Source organism: Xanthomonas sp. 3793 (genome assembly GCF_024806835.1).
Taxonomy (GTDB): Bacteria; Pseudomonadota; Gammaproteobacteria; order Xanthomonadales; family Xanthomonadaceae; genus Xanthomonas; species Xanthomonas arboricola_F.
Genome location: NZ_JANTYU010000003.1, coordinates 530,296 through 548,049 on the forward strand (window position 1 = coordinate 530,296; position 17,754 = coordinate 548,049).

The 17,754-nt window shown below is 66.6% G+C and carries 8 protein-coding genes; 2 read left to right on the top strand and 6 right to left on the bottom strand.

The window, feature by feature from the left end:
* Window positions 1-79: 79 nt before the first annotated feature.
* From FHY18_RS12630 to FHY18_RS12640, 3 genes are all read right to left on the bottom strand, one after another.
* Window positions 80-2,521, bottom strand: a complete 2,442-nt coding sequence (locus FHY18_RS12630) for a hypothetical protein (protein WP_259155668.1) — start codon at window positions 2,519-2,521, stop codon at window positions 80-82.
* Between the two features lie 589 nt (window positions 2,522-3,110).
* Window positions 3,111-5,288, bottom strand: a complete 2,178-nt coding sequence (locus tag FHY18_RS12635) for a hypothetical protein (protein ID WP_259155669.1) — start codon at window positions 5,286-5,288, stop codon at window positions 3,111-3,113.
* Between the two features lie 1,034 nt (window positions 5,289-6,322).
* Complete coding sequence (locus FHY18_RS12640) at window positions 6,323-7,396, bottom strand: 3-deoxy-7-phosphoheptulonate synthase (RefSeq protein ID WP_259155671.1); 1,074 nt, start codon at window positions 7,394-7,396, stop codon at window positions 6,323-6,325.
* 777 nt (window positions 7,397-8,173) lie between these two features.
* On the opposite strand from FHY18_RS12640, the gene yjjJ reads away from it, so the two are divergent.
* Window positions 8,174-9,559, top strand: a complete 1,386-nt coding sequence (gene yjjJ, locus FHY18_RS12645; RefSeq protein WP_259155673.1) for a type II toxin-antitoxin system HipA family toxin YjjJ — start codon at window positions 8,174-8,176, stop codon at window positions 9,557-9,559.
* Between the two features lie 104 nt (window positions 9,560-9,663).
* Here yjjJ and FHY18_RS12650 read toward each other — a convergent pair whose 3' ends face one another.
* The 3 genes from FHY18_RS12650 to FHY18_RS12660 all read right to left on the bottom strand — a co-directional run bounded on the left by FHY18_RS12650 (window position 9,664) and on the right by FHY18_RS12660 (window position 15,126).
* Entirely contained in the window at window positions 9,664-12,477 is a 2,814-nt protein-coding gene (locus FHY18_RS12650; RefSeq protein WP_259155674.1) for a TonB-dependent receptor, read from the bottom strand.
* A 584-nt stretch (window positions 12,478-13,061) separates the two neighbouring features.
* Entirely contained in the window at window positions 13,062-14,702 is a 1,641-nt protein-coding gene (gene groL, locus FHY18_RS12655; protein WP_039421754.1) for a chaperonin GroEL, read from the bottom strand.
* Between the two features lie 136 nt (window positions 14,703-14,838).
* Window positions 14,839-15,126, bottom strand: a complete 288-nt coding sequence (locus FHY18_RS12660) for a co-chaperone GroES (RefSeq protein ID WP_003483210.1) — start codon at window positions 15,124-15,126, stop codon at window positions 14,839-14,841.
* 418 nt (window positions 15,127-15,544) lie between these two features.
* Between FHY18_RS12660 and FHY18_RS12665 the strand changes: the two genes are divergently transcribed.
* Complete coding sequence (locus FHY18_RS12665) at window positions 15,545-17,320, top strand: endonuclease (protein ID WP_259155713.1); 1,776 nt, start codon at window positions 15,545-15,547, stop codon at window positions 17,318-17,320.
* The last annotated feature ends 434 nt before the right edge of the window (window positions 17,321-17,754 follow it).

A 17,754-nucleotide genomic window follows, 5' to 3' on the forward strand; every position in this document is an offset into this window, starting at 1 on the left:
GCACGCTGCACTGCAAAACAACACCAGACGGTACAGAACTGGTCCAGTTTTCTTCACGCAGCGCTGGCGTGGACGGCGCTCAGCGGATCAGGTCCGGCTGCGCCCGATACCACTCCGGCGCGCGCCGCAGGTGCCACTCGGGGCTGTCGTTGCGCAGGCCGATCGCCGCACTCAAGACACCCCAGCGTGCGAGCAGGCTGCCGCTGCGCTGCGTGCCCTGCAGGCGCAATCGCGCATCGATCTGAAAACGCTCGTTGCTTGCCTGCAGTCGATCGACGATGACGGTGTTGCCCTGCCACTGCACACGGCCGGTCACCTGCGCCTGCCCTGCATCCACCAGGCGCAGCATCCAGTCGGGAATGGAGCGGTCGCGCGCGTACAGCGCCATCAGGAACGCCAGGTCGCGCACCTGGATGCGCACGCGCCCATCCACGCCGATCGGCTGACGCCACTGCATGCGGGTGTCGTCCAGCACGATGCGCGCCCACCAGCCATCGCGGCGTTGGCCGTCCGGACCGGTGAAACCCACATTGCGCAGTTGCACCGTGCTTGCATCGAGGCGAAAGTTTTCTGCGCGCAGATCGCCACGTTGCAGACGCAGATCGGCATCCACGTCGCCGCGCAACGCGAGCCCTGCGAACTGCAGGCGCGCCGCGCGCGCACCGATACGCAAGCCGCCCTTGCCGATACGCCCGCCGGGTTCGATCTGCAGATCGCCGCTGAGCACACCGTTGCCGCCATCGAACCGCAGCTGCTGTTGCGGCAGATAGCGGTTGTACGCGCGCAGGTCCGGCACACGCGCGTTGGCGAAGGTCAGATGCGCCCGCGTGGCATCGCGCAAGGTGGTGAGGTTGCGTGCGTCGGCGCGCGTCTGCAGATCCAGGCGCAGATCGCGGCCTTGCACGAACGGACGCGTGGGCGCGTCGCTGTGCGCGATCGAAAACTGCTGCATCTGCAGCGCAAGCGCGGGCAGCAGCTGACCGTCTGCATCGGCGTCCACGCGCAGATCGGCACTGGCCTGACCGTCGATGGCATGCCCCATCACGCCGACATGCGCGCGCACATGCGGCACCTGCAGACGGCTGCCTGCACCGAGCTGGCCGCGCGTAATGCGCAGGTCCGCATCGACCAGGCCATCGCCGTCCAGGGTGAGCCAGTCGACATCCGGAAACAGCGCAGGAATCCAGCTGAGCGAGGCCAGTTGCCAATGCAGCCTTGCATGCCCGGAGGTGCGCGGTAGCAGGTGGCGCAGCGATGTCAGCGGCAACTGCCGGCCCTGCACGCGCAGGTCGGCGTCCAGTGTCAGCCCCGCATCGGCAGGCTCGGGCATGCTCACGGTCAGACGCATGTTGTCGTCCACCTGCAACTGCGCCGCCACCTCGCCCAGCAACGCGGCAGGCGTGCGCGTACTGTCGTGCAGGGGCGCGCGCCAGTGCAGCTGGCTGCCGGGTTGCAATGCACCGCGCGTCCAGCGCAACTCGCCATCTGCGCGCCCCTTGCCCGGCCGCGTGACCACCGTGTGCCGGCCCTGCGCAGTGCGGGTAACGTCCAGCGCCGCGGTGTCGCCGTGCAGGGCCACCAGCGCATCGGTCAGCTGCAGCAGGGCCAGCCCCCGCGCCTGGTCGGGGACATGCCGCGCAATGCTCGCTTCCAGGCGCAGCTGCCCGTTGCGCAGCACCTCGCTCTTGCCCCAGTGCACGCGCGCGTTGTCGAACGCGGCGTGCGACGGAAACAGCTCCATCGGCCCGCCACGCAACTGCTTGAACAGGCCGAGCTGCAACTGGCCGTCACCTTCGATCCGCAGTTGACGCAGCGACAGCGCGTGGACCTGCGCGGCCTCGATGCGGTCGAACTGCAGTGTCCAGGCGGGTGTGGCAGGTGCTGGGTTTGCAGGGGTATTGGCGGCTGGCGGATCGCGTGCCTGGTCTGACGACGATGTTGCTGTTGGTGTTGGTGTTGGCTTCACACGTTCTGCGGCTGCCGCTGTTGGTGCTGTGGAAGGCGCAGCTGTCGCGCGCGTTGCATGCGCTGCGACTTGTTCGCTTGGATCGGTTGCGGGTGCAGGCGATGTTGCGCCCGGCGTAGTGGTTGCAGGCTGCGCACCGACCACGGCAGCGGCGGGAGGCGTGGCCACGGCATCCGCCATGGAGGTTGCCGACTGCAGACCGGCACGCACACCGTACACCTGCAGTTCCGGCACCAGCAGTTGCCGATGCAGCAAGGGCAACATCCGTATCTGCCCGCTCATGCGCTCCGCGCTGACGTTCCAGCGGTTGCGCGTGGAGCGGCCGTGCAGGTCGACATTCCACAACATCACCCGTCCCGGCCACCAGGTCAGCCCGGGGCCCCACTGCATGGCGAAGGTGTCCGGCTTGCGGTTGAGCGCTGCCGGCCCCAGCGGGGTGTTGAGCAGCAGATTGCCGAGCAGCAGGTAGCCGACATACAGCGCGATCACTGCCGCTAATGGCCAACGCAGCGTGCGAGGCAATGCGCGCCAACGGGCGCGAACGGGCATCGTCATGACGGCAGGCTCCTTCAGGGACCGCGCAGGCGGCGCGGCGCAGTGTGCCAAGCGGGCCGTGAGCGCGGTGCGTATCGGGGCATGTTGCCGCGCCTGCAAGGGGCGAAGGCGATGACGTCCGCGCGGCGTGGCACGTGGCGGGGATGCCAGGGGCCGAACGCCCCACGCCATGCCTCGGCATGGCAAGCGGATGATTTAGAGCGGCTACGAAAACGTAGCGAGCGGTGGTCACGTGGGTGTGGACGGTGCGCTCAGCATCGGAGTGCGCGTGGTAGATGCCGCACCGAGCACCCCCTGCGCCCACCTAGCGGTGGGCACAGTCTGTTTGTCAGCTGCTCTTGGCAGGTTGCCAGCACGTACCGGGCAGTGGTCTGTTGGAGATGCACGGCGCACGGCGGATGCAGTGGGTGCGTGGGCCATGCCGATTCGGACACTGGCCGCGCCCGTCGGAGGCTGTGCGATGGTTTTGTCAGCCGCTTCCAGCCGTCTGATGCATCGGCAGCGCCGCCCGCAACCCGCGCCGACACTGCATCGCACCGATTCGCGTCTCATCCATCACCGCGTCCGCCATCGCGAACCCACCAAGCGCTTAGTTGCGCTTGGACACCGGCGGCAGCAGACCCGGCTGCTCGTCGTACCACTCGCGTGCGCCGGCAAGATGCCACTGGCGCTGTTTGCCATCGATTTCGATGCCGGCGCCGAGCACGCCCCAGCGCAGATACAGGTTGCCACGGCGCGCGTCGTCGTCCAGGGCCAGACGCGCGCGCAACGACAGACGTGTATTTTCCGCCTGCAGGTCGTCGACCGTCAGCTGTTGCTTGCGCCAGCGCACCCGCCCGGTGGCATCGAGCTCGCCCGAATCCAGCAGGCCCACCACCCAGCGCGGATAGTCGGCCCGCTGTGCGAACACCGACAGCAACGGCGCGGCATCGCGCATGCGCAGCGCGGCGTCGGCATCCAGCTGGAACGGCGCACTGGCCTGGATGGTGCCGGCCCCGACCTGCAGCTCGCCCCACCAATTGGCGTCGGCAGTGTCATCGCCCACGCGCATGTTGCGCAAACGCACGCGTGTGCCGCTGAGGTCGAAGAACTTGGTCTTGAAGTCGGCGCGTTGCAGCTGCGCCTGCAATTCGGCATCGCCGCGCATCTGCATCCCGGCCAGCGCCAGATGCGCGCCCTGCCCACGCAGATGCGCATGCCCGCTGCCGACATCGCCGGAGGCGTTGAGCGCGACATCGCCGGTCAGGCTGCCGCTGCCGCCGAGCAGGCGCACCGCTTTGCCGGAGAGATAGCGGTTGTAGACCGTCAGGTCGGGCACCTTCGCATCGCTGAAACGCAGCTGCGCCTTGAGCGTGTCGCGCAGGCGCGCCAGTTCGGCATCGCCATGCATGGCCAGCTGCAGGTCGCGGCCATCCAGCAGGATCTGCCTGGGCGCATCGCGCGGTGCGGCGCGGAACGTGGGAATGCTCACATCCAGATGCGCCTGCGGGGTGGCGGCATCGTCGATGCGACCGCGCGCCCTGGCGATCCCGGTCAGGCGCGTGTCGAACACCTGTGCCGCCGCCTCCACGCGCGGGATCTCCAGGCTGCTGCCGTTGGTCAGCCGGCCTTGCGCCAGGCGCAGATCGGCCTCCACCAGGCCACCGCCTTCCAGCTGAAACCACGGCTTGCGCACGAACAGCTCGGCGATCCAGTTCAAGGATTCGAACTTCCAGCGCCCCTGCACCTGGCCCGACAACCGCGGCAGGAGCAGCGCCGGCTCCTGGAAGGGAATGCTGCGGCCGGCAACGCGCAGATCGGCGTGCAGTTCGCTGCCGGTGTCTGCATCGCGCGGCAACCGCGCCTGTACGCGGATGTCCTGCGCCACATCCAGCTGCAGCGCCAGCATGCCGCGGTCGGTGGCGCCGACGCCGGCCAGCAATGGCAGCCGCCACACCGCATGGCTGCCCGGCTGCAGTGCGCCGCGATCCAGCGTGATGTCGGCCTCCACACGCGCCGCCGATGGACCGCTACGGATATCCACGTGCGGTGCCCCGGTATCGATCTTCAACGCCACCGTACCGGCCTTCAACTGCAGCCGCGCATGGGTGATGCCGAGCTTGCGCAGGCCGGGCGCTTCATCGCGGTAGTGGCGCGGAAACTGGAACTGCGCATCCAGCTGCGCGCCATTGAAGACCTGCACGCCATCGAAGCTGACCACCGCATCGCGGAAGCCCGCCTCGGACGCAAACAGCTCCGATGGCCCGCCCTTGAGCTGTTTCAGAAAGCCCACCGTGCCGTGGCCGTTGCCGGCGATCAGCAGTTTGCCCAGCCGCGCACTGCGGATGCTGTTGCTGCTGATCGCATCGAAGCGCAGCGTCCAGCCCTGATCGCCGCGTGGTGGTGGCGGAATGGGGGTGTCGGAGGTTTCCACTTCCGCGCTCAGGCCGGTGGCGTGCAGCCACGGCAGACGGACCTCGCGCCGAAACAAGGCCAGCAACGCGACGCGCGCATGCGCACGATCGGCGTGGAAGACATACACGGTGCGGTTGGCCTGCCCGCGCATGCGCACGTTCCAGGCCATCACCTCGCCCGGGAACAGCGTCAGCGCCGGGCCGGTCTGCATGGTGAACTTGTGCGGCTGCCGGTTGGTGGTGGCGTCGAACAACGGCGTGTTGAGGAATACATTGCCGGCAACCAGATACAGCGCGTACAGCGCCAACAGCACAAGCACCGCAAGCCGCCACGGTCGGGGCCAGCGCTGAAAGCGTTCGCGAAGAGAGGGCATGGGCGCAAGCAGAGAAGAGTCTGCCGTCACTATCGCGGGTGCGCCGACGGCGAGGCGTGAACGCTGAGCGCGCGCGATACCGTGGAGGCGTTGTCAGGTGCACGATGGAGCGCGCGCAGCAGCATCTGCGCGTGCTCCCAGGCAGGGGCGCGCCGGCCGTGTTCGGCTGGCGATGTACGCCGTGCTTCCCGACGGTGTGGTCAATGGACGTGGACGCCGCTGCCCATTGCAGCAGGGTCGCCTGCGGCAAGATGCCGGGCGCGGCCATGGTGGGCGTGCCGGTTTCCGCTATGCCCGGCATGTCCAGCCTCCCCATCCTGCAGGCGCCGCTGCGCGAAAGACGGGTGTCTGCGCCGGCGGAGCAGCCACGCCGACTCAACCGGGCCAGACCGTGGCGATGAGTGGCTTCACCGGCCCGGGCGCCCCGAGGCGGAGCCGATGGCGATGGCGATGGCGATGGCGCAGCGTATCGAAGCGGCGCACCTGCGCAAGCTGCTGGCTGCGTTGTCACGCATGCGGCGATCTCCGCAGTGAAGCACCGCTGCGGCGTCGATTAACTCTTTCGAAACTTCATGTCTGCCGACGCCACGCATCGACATGCGCGGGCCATGCGCGCGGGGGATAACGTTCCTACTCGCTCGCCGGCGGTGCGCAACGACTCTCCCTCCTGGCCGCCACAGCGACGAGTCACCAGTGGGTGGTGTTGTTCAATCCGCCGGACCGGCTCCCTGCGCCGGTCCGGCGTTTTTTTGGCCGCTGGTGTGGCCGTTCAGGCGTTGGAGGATGGTGCTCCGCCGCACCATCGCCCCAGCCCTTTCCCACAGGCACAGGGGTTTTCGTTTCGCCAAAGAAAGACGCTTCACGATGGCGAGGCGGGCTGCCTTCATTCCGTCAGGAGCAGCAGCGCTCCTGACCTTCTCCCGCCGGAGAAGTGGCGCATCGCGCCGAAAGGATTCGGGCGACGCCTGGTGCCGCATCCGCAAGCCGCCCGACGCGCAATCCTGCCATCGGCCCGACAATGCCACCTCCCGGGCTCATGCAGCCTCGGCAACCCGCCGCGCACGACGTGCACGCACCGCTGTCGCCAGACGCTCCAACACCTGCACCGAAGCGTCCCAATCCAGGCAGCCGTCGGTGATGCTCTGGCCGTAGGTCAGCTCGCAACCGGGCACCAGCTCCTGGCGGCCGCCGACCAGATGGCTCTCGACCATCACCCCGACGATGCGCGTCTCGCCGCCTTCCAGTTGCAGCGCGATGTCATCGATCACCTTGGGCTGGTTGTCGGGATTCTTGCCGCTGTTGGCGTGGCTGGCGTCGATCATCAGGCGCGCCGGCAACCCGGATTTGTTGAGCACCTGGCTAGCCGCTTCCACACTGGCCGCATCGAAGTTGGGCACCTTGCCGCCGCGCAGGATCACATGGCAATCCGGATTGCCCGCAGTGGCAGCCACCGCGGTCTGGCCATCCTTGGTCACGGCCAGGAAATGGTGCGGATGCGAGGCCGCACCCACCGCATCCACCGCAATCTTGACGTCGCCACCGGTGCCGTTCTTGAAGCCCACCGGGCACGACAGGCCCGAGGCCATTTCGCGGTGCACCTGGCTTTCGGTGGTGCGTGCGCCGATCGCGCCCCAGGCCACCAGGTCGGCGATGTATTGCGGCGAAATGATGTCGAGAAATTCCACACCCGCCGGCAAGCCGAGGTTGTTGATGTCGCGCAGCAGGCCGCGCGCCACCCGCAGCCCCTTGTTGATCTGGAAGCTGCCATCCAGGTCCGGATCGTTGATCAGGCCCTTCCAGCCGATGGTGGTACGCGGCTTTTCGAAGTACACCCGCATCACGATCTCCAGCGCGTCGCCGAACTGCTCGCGCAATGGGCGCAGCCGCTGCGCATACTCCATCGCCGCGACCGGGTCGTGGATCGAGCAGGGCCCGATCACCACCGCCAGGCGGTCGTCGCGCCCATGCAGGATGGCGTGCAGGGCGGCGCGCGAGTTGGTCACGGTCTCGGAGGCGCGCTCGTCGCAGGGCAGCAGCGACAGCAGCTGCGAAGGCGGTGCGAGGGCTTCGATCTTGCGGATACGCAGGTCATCGGTCACGGGCGGCATAACGTTGTCTCGGGTCGGCAGTGCATAGGGAAGCCAGGCAAGGCGGCAACAAAAAAGCCGCCAGTGTGCGCTGGCGGCTTTTCGGGAATGCTGCTGAAGATTTCTTCAGGGTGAGCGCAATCCGTCCTCCGCCAGCGGCATCGGAAAACCGTAGTACCAAAAATAAAACTGGCTGCGGGGTGCGTTCATGGGATGCATTGATACCACGCGTATTTGCGCGTTGCCACTGTTTCATCGGCAACGGACCATGCGCGTGGAAGCAATCGTCGGGTGGCGCGGCAAGCAGTCGTACGCATGGCAGCAGCGGTTGATCAGGGCAACGGGGCGCAATCCGATCGATGCTGACGTGCCGACTTCCTTACCTGCAGCAGCAGTATCACGGGGTATTGCCGCGCGTGCCCGGCGCGGTGCGATCAAGGCGCTGGCGTGGAGGTCTACCCTCCTGAAAGCGGATGCAATCGATGCAGGCGCGCCTTTACCCCGGCACACCACGCGGTGTTTCAGGCCCGCTCTTCGCGGCAAGCGGCTGCGCACACCGCGTCCGGGCGTTGTGACATGAACGATGCCGCACTGCGACGCTCGTCGTTTCTCGAGCGTCGCTGGGGCCGTCCCGCTCTGTGCAGGATTGCGCTCCGGACACTCTCCGGCCCAGGAACACCGAAAGTATCGTTTCACCACCAATGCCTGATGTCTCTCTGAATTGTGCAATTTCCCATACAAGTCATGTACTTGTTACGCGATCAAACCTGATATATCGTTTCATAAATCGTTTCACTCGTGGTTTGCATGCCCCAGCCCGAAGCAGTAGAACGCCTGGTCACCACGCTGCGCGTCAACGGCCCGTTGCGCGGCGCCGATCTTGCCGCGCGATTGGGCGTGAGCAAGGCAACACTTTCTCGCCTGGTTGCCGCCGCAGGAACTGCGGTGCGGCGCTACGGCAGCGCGCGCGCCACCAGTTATGCCGCCGCGGGCGAGGTGCGGGGCGCGCGCGCCTGGCCGCTCTACCGCATCGACAGCCATGCCCGCGTTGTGGCGCTGGGCCAGCTGCATGCACTCCATCACGACCACTTCTTCGTGGAGCTGCTGCAGGAAAACCCGGTGCTCCTGCATCCGCCGATGCAGCTGGGCGTGTTCGAGTCGCTGCCCTGGTTTCTGGATGACCAACGCCCGCAGGGATTTCTGGGGCGCAATCTGGCACGCCGCGTCTCCGGGTCGTTGCGGCTACCTGAAAATCTCATGCTGTGGTCGCCCAGTGACACACTCGTCGCGCTGCTGTCCGATGGTCACGACCAGCTCGGCGACCTGCTCGTGGGCGAGCATGCGCTGGCTCGCGCGCTGTCGTCGATCGACCAGCCTGAGTGCATCGACATCGAGGCGCGCCTGCACGCATATCTCCAGCATGCCGATGCCGCCCTGCGCGGCGAGGACGTCGGCTCGTCCGCTGCAGGCGAGCAACCGAAGTTCACTGCCGTGCTGCGCGAACATGGCGCGTATCGTCCGGTCATTGTGAAGTTCTCCGACCGGATCGATCAGCCGGCCGGGCGGCGCTGGGCGGACCTGCTGCAGATGGAGCACCTTGCGAGCAACGTGCTACTTGCCGGTGGCATCGCAGCCGCAACGACGCAGCGGCTGCAGGCCGGCGAGCGCGTCTTTCTCGAATCCACGCGCTTCGATCGCACCCCGACGCTGGGCCGCCACGGTTTTGTCTCGTTGATGGCGATCTTTACCACGTTCTATGGGCAGTCGGAGGTCGGCACGTGGCGCGCGCTTGCGCCACTGCTCAAGCGCGATGGTTGGCTGAGTGCGGACGATGCAGAGCGTCTTGAGGTGATCAGCTGGTTCGGCGTGCTCATCGGCAACACCGACATGCATCTGGGCAATGCAGCGCTGATTCTTGCCGACACCTTGCCGCTGCGGCTTGCGCCGGTGTACGACATGTTGCCGATGGCGCTGCGGCCGGCATCCAGTGGCGAAATCGTGCCACGGGATATCGAGATTCCACCACCCACGGTCGGTCAATTCGCACAATGGCGACGCGCCGCGGAGATGGCCGAACAGTTCTGGCAGCGGTCCATGGACGACGTGGCCTTGAGCGATCCGATGCGCGGCATCGCCACGCGTGCGTTGGCAAGCTTGCGCCGAACCGCATCGCGTCTTGCCTGACATCGCGTCTTGCCTGGTGTTACGCCGCGCCGATATGTATCACCGCAACACCCCACTGCACGCCACGGCGATGAGGCCATGGCGTGCAGTGGGGCAAACGTCACTCAAAACGTAAACACATACTCCGCCGCCACTTCGCGGCCGATCGGGTTGAACAAGGTGGTGTTGTAGAACCCGTAGCCGTAGAAGCGCTCCTTGTTCTCGTAGCCCACTTCGTTGAACACATTGTTGACGTAGAAGTTGACCTTGGCGTGGTCGGTGATCTTGTAGCCGGTGCTCAGGTTCCAGTAGATCGCCGGGCCCACGCGGCCGAAATAGCGCTTGCTGGTCTGGCCCAGATTCACGTTGCCGGTGTCGGTGACCAGGCATTCGTCCGAAGCGCTGGGCTGGTAGCCGTCGTCGAAGCGGGCGCAGGTGCCCCAGTTGACCGCGCGCATCGAGCCGAGCCGGCGGAAGTACACCGTCCAGTCCCAGGCGCCGCCGTTGTCCCAGTGCACGCTGCCGCGCACGCGGCTGCGCACGCGTTCGTCGCGACGGTTCTCGTCGCTGTCGGTGCGGTAGATCTGTTCGCGGTAGGCGATCAGGGTGTTGTAATCCAGCGACAGCTGGAAGTTGCCCCAGCCGGCGGTGGCAAGGCGATACTTCAGCGAGGCATCGATGCCGGAGGTTTCCATCTGCGCCAGGTTGATCGGGCCGCGCTCGATGCTGGCGATGGTGCCATCGGCATTGCGCACCACGCGCGAGGTGATGGTGTCGCAATAGCCGGCACCGCCCGGATTGTTCCAGGCACCGCCGCTGATGGTGGTGCCGGTGCGGCAGCCGGCTTCGGCCGACAGGATCTCGTCGCGGTCCAGATCCTTGATCATTTCCTCCAGCTGGATGCGGTAGTAATCCACGCTCAGCGACAGCCCTTGCGCGATGTCCCACACCACCCCGCCAGTGAACGAGCGGCCGGTTTCCGAGCGCAGATCCGGGGTGCCGCGCCGATTCACATCCACGGTGTAATAGATGTTGTTGTTTTCGTCGTTGCAGCCGCCGGTCTGATACGCGCCAGAGGTGATGCAGCGGTACTGGTCGATCACGGTCTGGTTGGTGGAGCTGGGTTCGCCGAGCACGTAGTGCATGTCCGGCGCGCGGAAGCTGGTGGCCAGTGTGCTGCGCAACAACAGGCTCTCGACCGGGCGCCATTCCAGACCCGCGCTCCAGGTGGTATCGCTTTGCGTGCCGACATCGGTCGCAATCGCGGCCGAAGAGCGGTAATTGCCGTAGCGATCGTAGCGACCGGCGACATTGGCGCTCAACGTCGAAAGCAACGGGATCTGGAATTCAAGACCGGCCGAGCTGCGCAGGCGTTCGCCGCCGCCGCTATCGACCACGTCCACCGGGTAGCACTCGTTGGCGCACGGGTCCGGCGACAGTTGATAACCCTGCTTTGCCACTTCGGCCACGGTGGCGAAACGGATCGGCCCGGCCCAGCCCTGCACCAGATCGCCGCTGAGGCTGAAACTGGCCTGATTCACCCACGAATACGCCGAGTTATGCGATTTGGCGACCAGCTGGTCGTACTGGTTCGACGACAGCGGCGCATACAGCCGTGCTTCGTTGATCGCATAAATCGGCGAGCCATCGGCAGCGGTGCCGGTGGGGCTGCCGAGGAAGTACTCGGTGGCGCGCGCGGTATCCACGGTGCGGATGTATTCGTCCACGGTGTAGCGCGAGCGGCCCACGCTCAGCTCCCAATCGAAGCGATCGGCCCAGACCCCGCGCAAGCCGGCGCTCAGATCCCAGGACTGTTCCTTGTTGTAGTTGGCCAGCCGGTCCCAGCCGCCGGCTTCGCGCCGGGTGAGCTGACGGATCAGGTTCAACGAGCGTCCGGTGGCCGCGTCCTGGAACGGGCCCAGGTAGGCGTATGGCGGGTCGTAGGTCCAGCGCCCGATGCTGCGGTTGGCCGACAGCGTGGCCCAGGCCTCGGTGGCCTCGCCGAACTTCCAGGTGCCGTAGAGATACGCCGAATAATCTTCGCTGCCGGTGACCAGGCCCCAATCGCCGTAATCGCGCGCCACGCCGCAATAGTTGCCGGCATTGGTCAGCGCGCCGCTGTTCTGGTCGTAGCTCAGCCGCGGCGCATCGACGAACTCGCCGCCGAAGCGCGCGCAGGTGCCCGCAGGCGGCGCCAGACGCTCGTTGGTGTTGGCATCGACCAGGCTCAGGCCGGTGAACGGGTTGAATCCGTACAGGCGGTTCTGGCCGGTCCAGTTGGAATAGGACATGTCGTCCGAGTCGTCCATCTGCGGGCGATCGCGGCCGCTCAAGGGGTCGCGCCGGGTGGCCTGCAGGGCGTAGGTCACGCTCCAGTTTTCGCCGGTGCGCCCGCCCGCCCACGACACATCGAAACTGTCGCGCCCGCCTTCGGTGGCGGTGCCGCCACGCAGGCGCAGCTGGTCGCCCTGGTAGTCGCGTTTGAGGATCACGTTGACCACGCCGGCCACCGCGTCCGAGCCATAGATCGCCGAGGCGCCGCCGGTGAGGATCTCGATGCGCTCCACCGCCGCAGACGGGATGTTGCTGTAGTTGGAAAAGTTGCTTTCGCCGCCGTACGGCAGCGGGTAATCGGCCACGCGGTGGCCGTTGACCAGCAGCAGGGTGCGCCCGGGCCCCAGGTCGCGCAGATTGATAGGCGAGGCATTGGGCGTGTGCGAGCCCCATTGCGTATCGGCTTCCACCGAGCCCTGCTGGTTCATGCTGTTGAGCACGTCGTAGACGGTGGCAAACCCCTCCTGCTGGATCTGCTGCGCGGAGATGGTGACCACCGGCTGCGCGCCTTCGACCTGCGCGCGCTTGATGCGCGAGCCGGTGACACTGACCGCATCCAGGGTGGAGGTGGCGCGCGGTGTGTCCGGCTCGGTTTGCTGGGCCATGAGCGGCGGCGCAGCGGCGGCCGTCAGTGCAAGGGACACGGAAATCGACAAGGCAAGACGATGACTGCGGCAGTTCATAAGATCCCCGGGAGAAGCCGGACGCGGCCGGCGTGGCAGTGCACTGCAACGACGTCTGCCAGCGATGCACGCACCGCCGCCCCTTGTCCGATGGCCCCCCGACCACGCGGCGCAAACGCCTGCCCAGCGACGCTAGAACTGCGATGACATCGGTGTCAACACCTTGTCATGCAAGTGTGATTGACGTCGCGATCTGCATGGTTTTGCGATGTCGCACACGGTTGGGGCCGCGAGCCGGTTGCGCGGGCGTCGCATCGCCCTGCGTAGGAGCGCACCCGGGCGCGACCGGAGCGTTATCGGTGAAGCCTCTTCGCGCCCAGGTGCGCTCCTACGAGGTCGTGGGGGTCTGCTTGGTCATGCGCGACCAACGGCGAACGTGCATCTGCCACACGCTCCGGTGCAGATCATCCATCGACGACCGCCTCTTGCGGCATCCACGACCGCCCACAAAAAACCCCGCCTTTCGGCGGGGTCCTTTTGTGTTGCAACAGCCGAAGTGGCGTGGATCAGAAATCCATGCCGCCCATGCCGCCCATGCCACCGCCGGCCGGCATCGCCGGCTCGTCCTTCTTCGGTGCATCGGCCACCATGGCTTCGGTGGTGATCATCAGGCCGGCGATCGAGGCTGCGTTCTGCAGCGCCGAACGGGTGACCTTGGTCGGATCCAGGATGCCGAACTCGACCATGTCGCCGAACTCGCCGTTGGCCGCGTTGTAGCCGTAGTTGCCGGTGCCTTCCTTGACCTTGTTCAGGATCACGGACGGCTCTTCGCCGGCATTGGCCACGATTTCGCGCAGCGGGGCTTCCATCGCGCGCAGGGCGATCTGGATGCCGTGGGTCTGGTCTTCGTTGGCACCGGTCAGGTTGCCGACGGCCACCAGCGCACGCACCAGGGCCACGCCGCCGCCCGGGACCACGCCTTCTTCGACGGCTGCACGGGTGGCGTGCAGGGCGTCTTCGACGCGGGCCTTCTTTTCCTTCATTTCGATCTCGGTCGAGGCGCCGACCTTGATCACGGCAACGCCGCCGGCCAGCTTGGCCACACGTTCCTGCAGCTTCTCGCGGTCGTAATCGGACGAGGTGTCTTCGATCTGGGTCTTGATCTGGCCGACGCGCGACTCGATCGCGGCCGAATCGCCAGCACCGTCGATGATGGTGGTGTTCTCCTTGGAGACCTGCACCTTCTTCGCGCGGCCGAGATCCTTGATCGTGGCCTTCTCCAGCGCCAGGCCCACTTCCTCGGAGATCACGGTGCCGCCGGTCAGCACGGCCATGTCTTCCAGCATCGCCTTGCGACGGTCGCCGAAGCCCGGTGCCTTGACGGCCACGACCTTGACGATGCCACGGATGGTGTTGACCACCAGGGTCGCCAGCGCCTCGCCTTCGACTTCTTCGGCGACGATCAGCAGCGGCTTGCCGGCCTTGGCCACGCCTTCCAGCACGGGCAGCAGGTCACGCACGTTGGAGATCTTCTTGTCGTGCAGCAGGATGAACGGGTCGTCCAGGTCGGCCGACTGGCTCTGCTGGTTGTTGATGAAGTACGGGGACAGGTAGCCGCGATCGAACTGCATGCCCTCGACCACGTCCAGCTCGTTTTCCAGGCCCGAGCCTTCTTCAACGGTGATCACGCCTTCCTTGCCGACCTTCTGCATCGCTTCGGCAATGATGTTGCCGATCGATTCGTCCGAGTTGGCCGAGATGGTGCCGACCTGGGCAATCGCCTTGTCGTCGGTGGTGGGCTTGGAGATGTTCTTCAGCTCGATGACGGCGGCCTTGACGGCCTGGTCGATACCGCGCTTGAGGTCCATCGGGTTCATGCCGGCGGCCACGGCCTTGGCGCCTTCGCGGATCAGGGCCTGTGCCAGCACGGTGGCGGTGGTGGTGCCGTCGCCGGCGTTGTCGTTGGTCTTGGAAGCGACTTCCTTGACCATCTGCGCGCCCATGTTCTCGAACTTGTCAGCCAGTTCGATTTCCTTGGCGACGGAGACGCCGTCCTTGGTGATGGTCGGCGCGCCGAAGCTCTTCTCGAGCACGACGTTGCGGCCCTTCGGGCCCAGGGTTGCCTTGACGGCATTGGCAAGCACGTTGACGCCACGGACCATGCGGGTACGCGCGTCTTCACCGAAACGAATGTCTTTAGCAGCCATTTGTTGTAACTCCGGAATTTGGGATTGGGGATTGGGGATTGGCTAGAGCGGGGTTCGGGGGAGATGCGGGATCAGCTGCGCCAAGCGCAGTGGCCAATCCCGAATCCCCACTCCCGACTCCCGCCGGCAACGGCTATCAGCCGATGACCGCCAGGATGTCGTCTTCGCGCAGCACCTTGTACTCGACGCCTTCGGACTTGTAGCTGCTGCCGGCGTACTGGCCGTAGATGACCTTGTCGCCGACCTTGACCACCGGCGCGCGCAGGCTGCCGTTGTCCAGGGGCTTGCCGGCGCCGATGGCGACGACTTCACCCTTGGTGGACTTTTCCTTGGCGGAGTCCGGAATCACGATGCCGCCGGCGGAAACTTCGTCGGCTTCGATCGGCTTGACTACAACGCGGTCGTGAAGCGGCTTGATGCTCATAGAGAAAGACCCTCTTAAGTGATTGATTGGTCTGGAAATTATCGGCGATGTTAGCACTCGCATATGACGACTGCCAGCACAGCGCGCGGAAAAAACCCGACAGAGCGGGTGCGGGCCAGAGATTGTGCTGGGCGGGCGGGTTTCAAGGGCCGGGCGCAAACTTTTTTCTTCGGCAGGTCTGATTCGCAGGCCAGGCAGCGACAACGGAGGCCCAGTAAACCGTCATCGGGCGGGCCTGGGGCGGCGCGCAGACAGGCCGCGCGCGTAGCCGTCGCTAGCTCACCCCCTGGCCGCCGCTCCACCCGCCCCGCCATGCGGGCCAGGCGGCACGCGTTCTAAAAATGGAACCAGGTTCCACCGTTTGTCATGCGCAGACTCTACAGTCGGACCCGCATTCCCCGATCACAAGGAGCTGTCGATGAGGTTGCCGTTCCGTAGTCTTCCGCTGGCCTGCGCCATTGTCCTGGCCGTCCCCGCCGCCCACGCCGCGGTGTTCATCAACGAACTGCATTACGACGACGCGGGCGCCTCCGGCGATACCGGCGAAGGCGTGGAAGTGGTGGCCACCGCCGGCGAGTCGCTGAGCGGCTACCGGATCTATCTGTACAACGGCAGCGCGCCCAGTGCGGCGACGGTCTATGCCAACACGGCGGTCCCGGCCGGCAGCCTGCTCAGCTGCGGCAGCCAGGTGCGCGTGGCCACGGTGAGCTACGCCAGCAACGGCGTGCAGAACGGGCCCAACGACGGCGTGGCGCTGGTCGACCCCAACGGCCAGTTGGTGCAGTTCCTCAGTTATGAAGGCGCCATCACCGCCAGCGGCGGGCCCGCCGCCGGCATCACCAGCCAGAACCTGCCGGTCAGCGAGAGCAACAGCAGCGCGGTCGGCAGTTCGCTGCAACTCACCGGCACCGGCAGCAGCGCGGCCAACTTCAGCTGGGCCGGCTCGTCGGCACAGACCTTCGGCGCCTGCAACCGCGGCCAGACCTTCAACGGCAGCGGCGGTGGCGGCGAAACCGGCGCTGCACCATCGATCACCAGCACCACTCCAACCCAGGGCGCGACCGGCTTCCCCGCCGCGGGCGATCTGAGCGTGGGCTTCAGCGAGGCGGTGACGCTGAGCGGCGGCGCCTTTGCGCTGAGCTGCGCCAGCTCCGGCACGGTGGCCTTGAGCTACCCGAGCAGCGGCACCCGCTTCACCCTGTCCACCAACACCGCCCTGGTCGGTGGCGAGCGTTGCACCCTGGCGATCACGGCCAGCGCCATCCGCGATGCCAGCGGGCTGAGCCCGGCGGCCAATCAGTCGATCGCCTTCACCGTGGCGACCGCCAGCGGCGGCGGTACCGGCTACTACTCGCGGGTCAACACCACCAGCCCCAGCCAGCTGCGCTGCTCGCTCAATGCGACCATCCGCGGCCACACGGTCTATCCCTACAGCGGAACCGGCACCAACACCTGGACCATCCTGGAGATGGCCGACGAGGACCCCAACAACAGCGGCCGGATCCTGGACGCCTACCGCAACCGCAGCTACGCCAAGGGCAGCGACCGGGCCGGCACCGGTAGCGGGCTGACCTACAACCGCGAGCACACCTGGCCCAACTCGCTGGGTTTCGGCAGCGCCACCGGCGATCGCGGCCTGCCGTATGCGCCCTACACCGACACCCACATGCTGTACCTGACCGACACCACCTTCAACGCCGACCGCGGCAACAAGCCCTACGCCACCTGCACCAGCAGCTGCGGCGAGCGGGTGACCGAGGTCAACGACGGCAGTGGCGGCGGCAGCGGGCGCTATCCGGGCAATTCCAACTGGGTGCGCACGCCGGACGGCAACAGCGGCACGTTCGAGGTGTGGGGCAAGCGCAAGGGCGACATGGCACGCGCGGTGATGTACATGGCGATCCGCTACGAAGGCGGCGTTGATGCGACCACCGGCCAGTCCGAACCGGATCTGGAACTCACCGACGACCGCAGCAAGATCGTGCAGACCTCGGCCTCGCCGGCCTACATGGGCCTGCTGTCCACGCTGCTGGCCTGGCACCAGGCCGACCCGCCGGACGATGCAGAACGCGCGCGCAACCAGGTGATCTTCAGCTTCCAGGGCAACCGCAACCCGTTCGTCGACCACCCCGAATGGGCCACCGCCGGCCTATTCACCTCGGCCAAACCGGCCAGCTGCCAGCTGGCCAACTGAGCCGCACCGGCCCGACGCGCGCTGCGTCGGGCCGGCGTGGCTGGACCGCTGTTCCGCGCGTGCCAGGAAGGTCGGCGTGCTGAGGCGTCGGGCGCCAGCGGCGATGGCCGGCAGCATGTCGCCAATCGCCGCGAGGCTGCCGCCTGGCGTTGCACGCAAACCGATGGCGCATGCGAGGCGACGACCACCGTCAGCACCAGGCGGTGATGCCCCCCCTGGCCCGGGATCGCGATGCCGGGCCAGGGAAACTGGTCCCTCCAATCCACATTGTCCGCAGGAGCGGGGCCTTGTTGCTGATCGTGGGCCAGCCTCGCTTTGCACGACCCTGATGTTGGCGCGGAGCGCGGTCCAGGCACGCATCGGACAGCGGTGCATCCGGCGCCGGCAAGTTACCCGGCGTACTACGCTCATCGGCGTGCGCACAGACGCCGTTC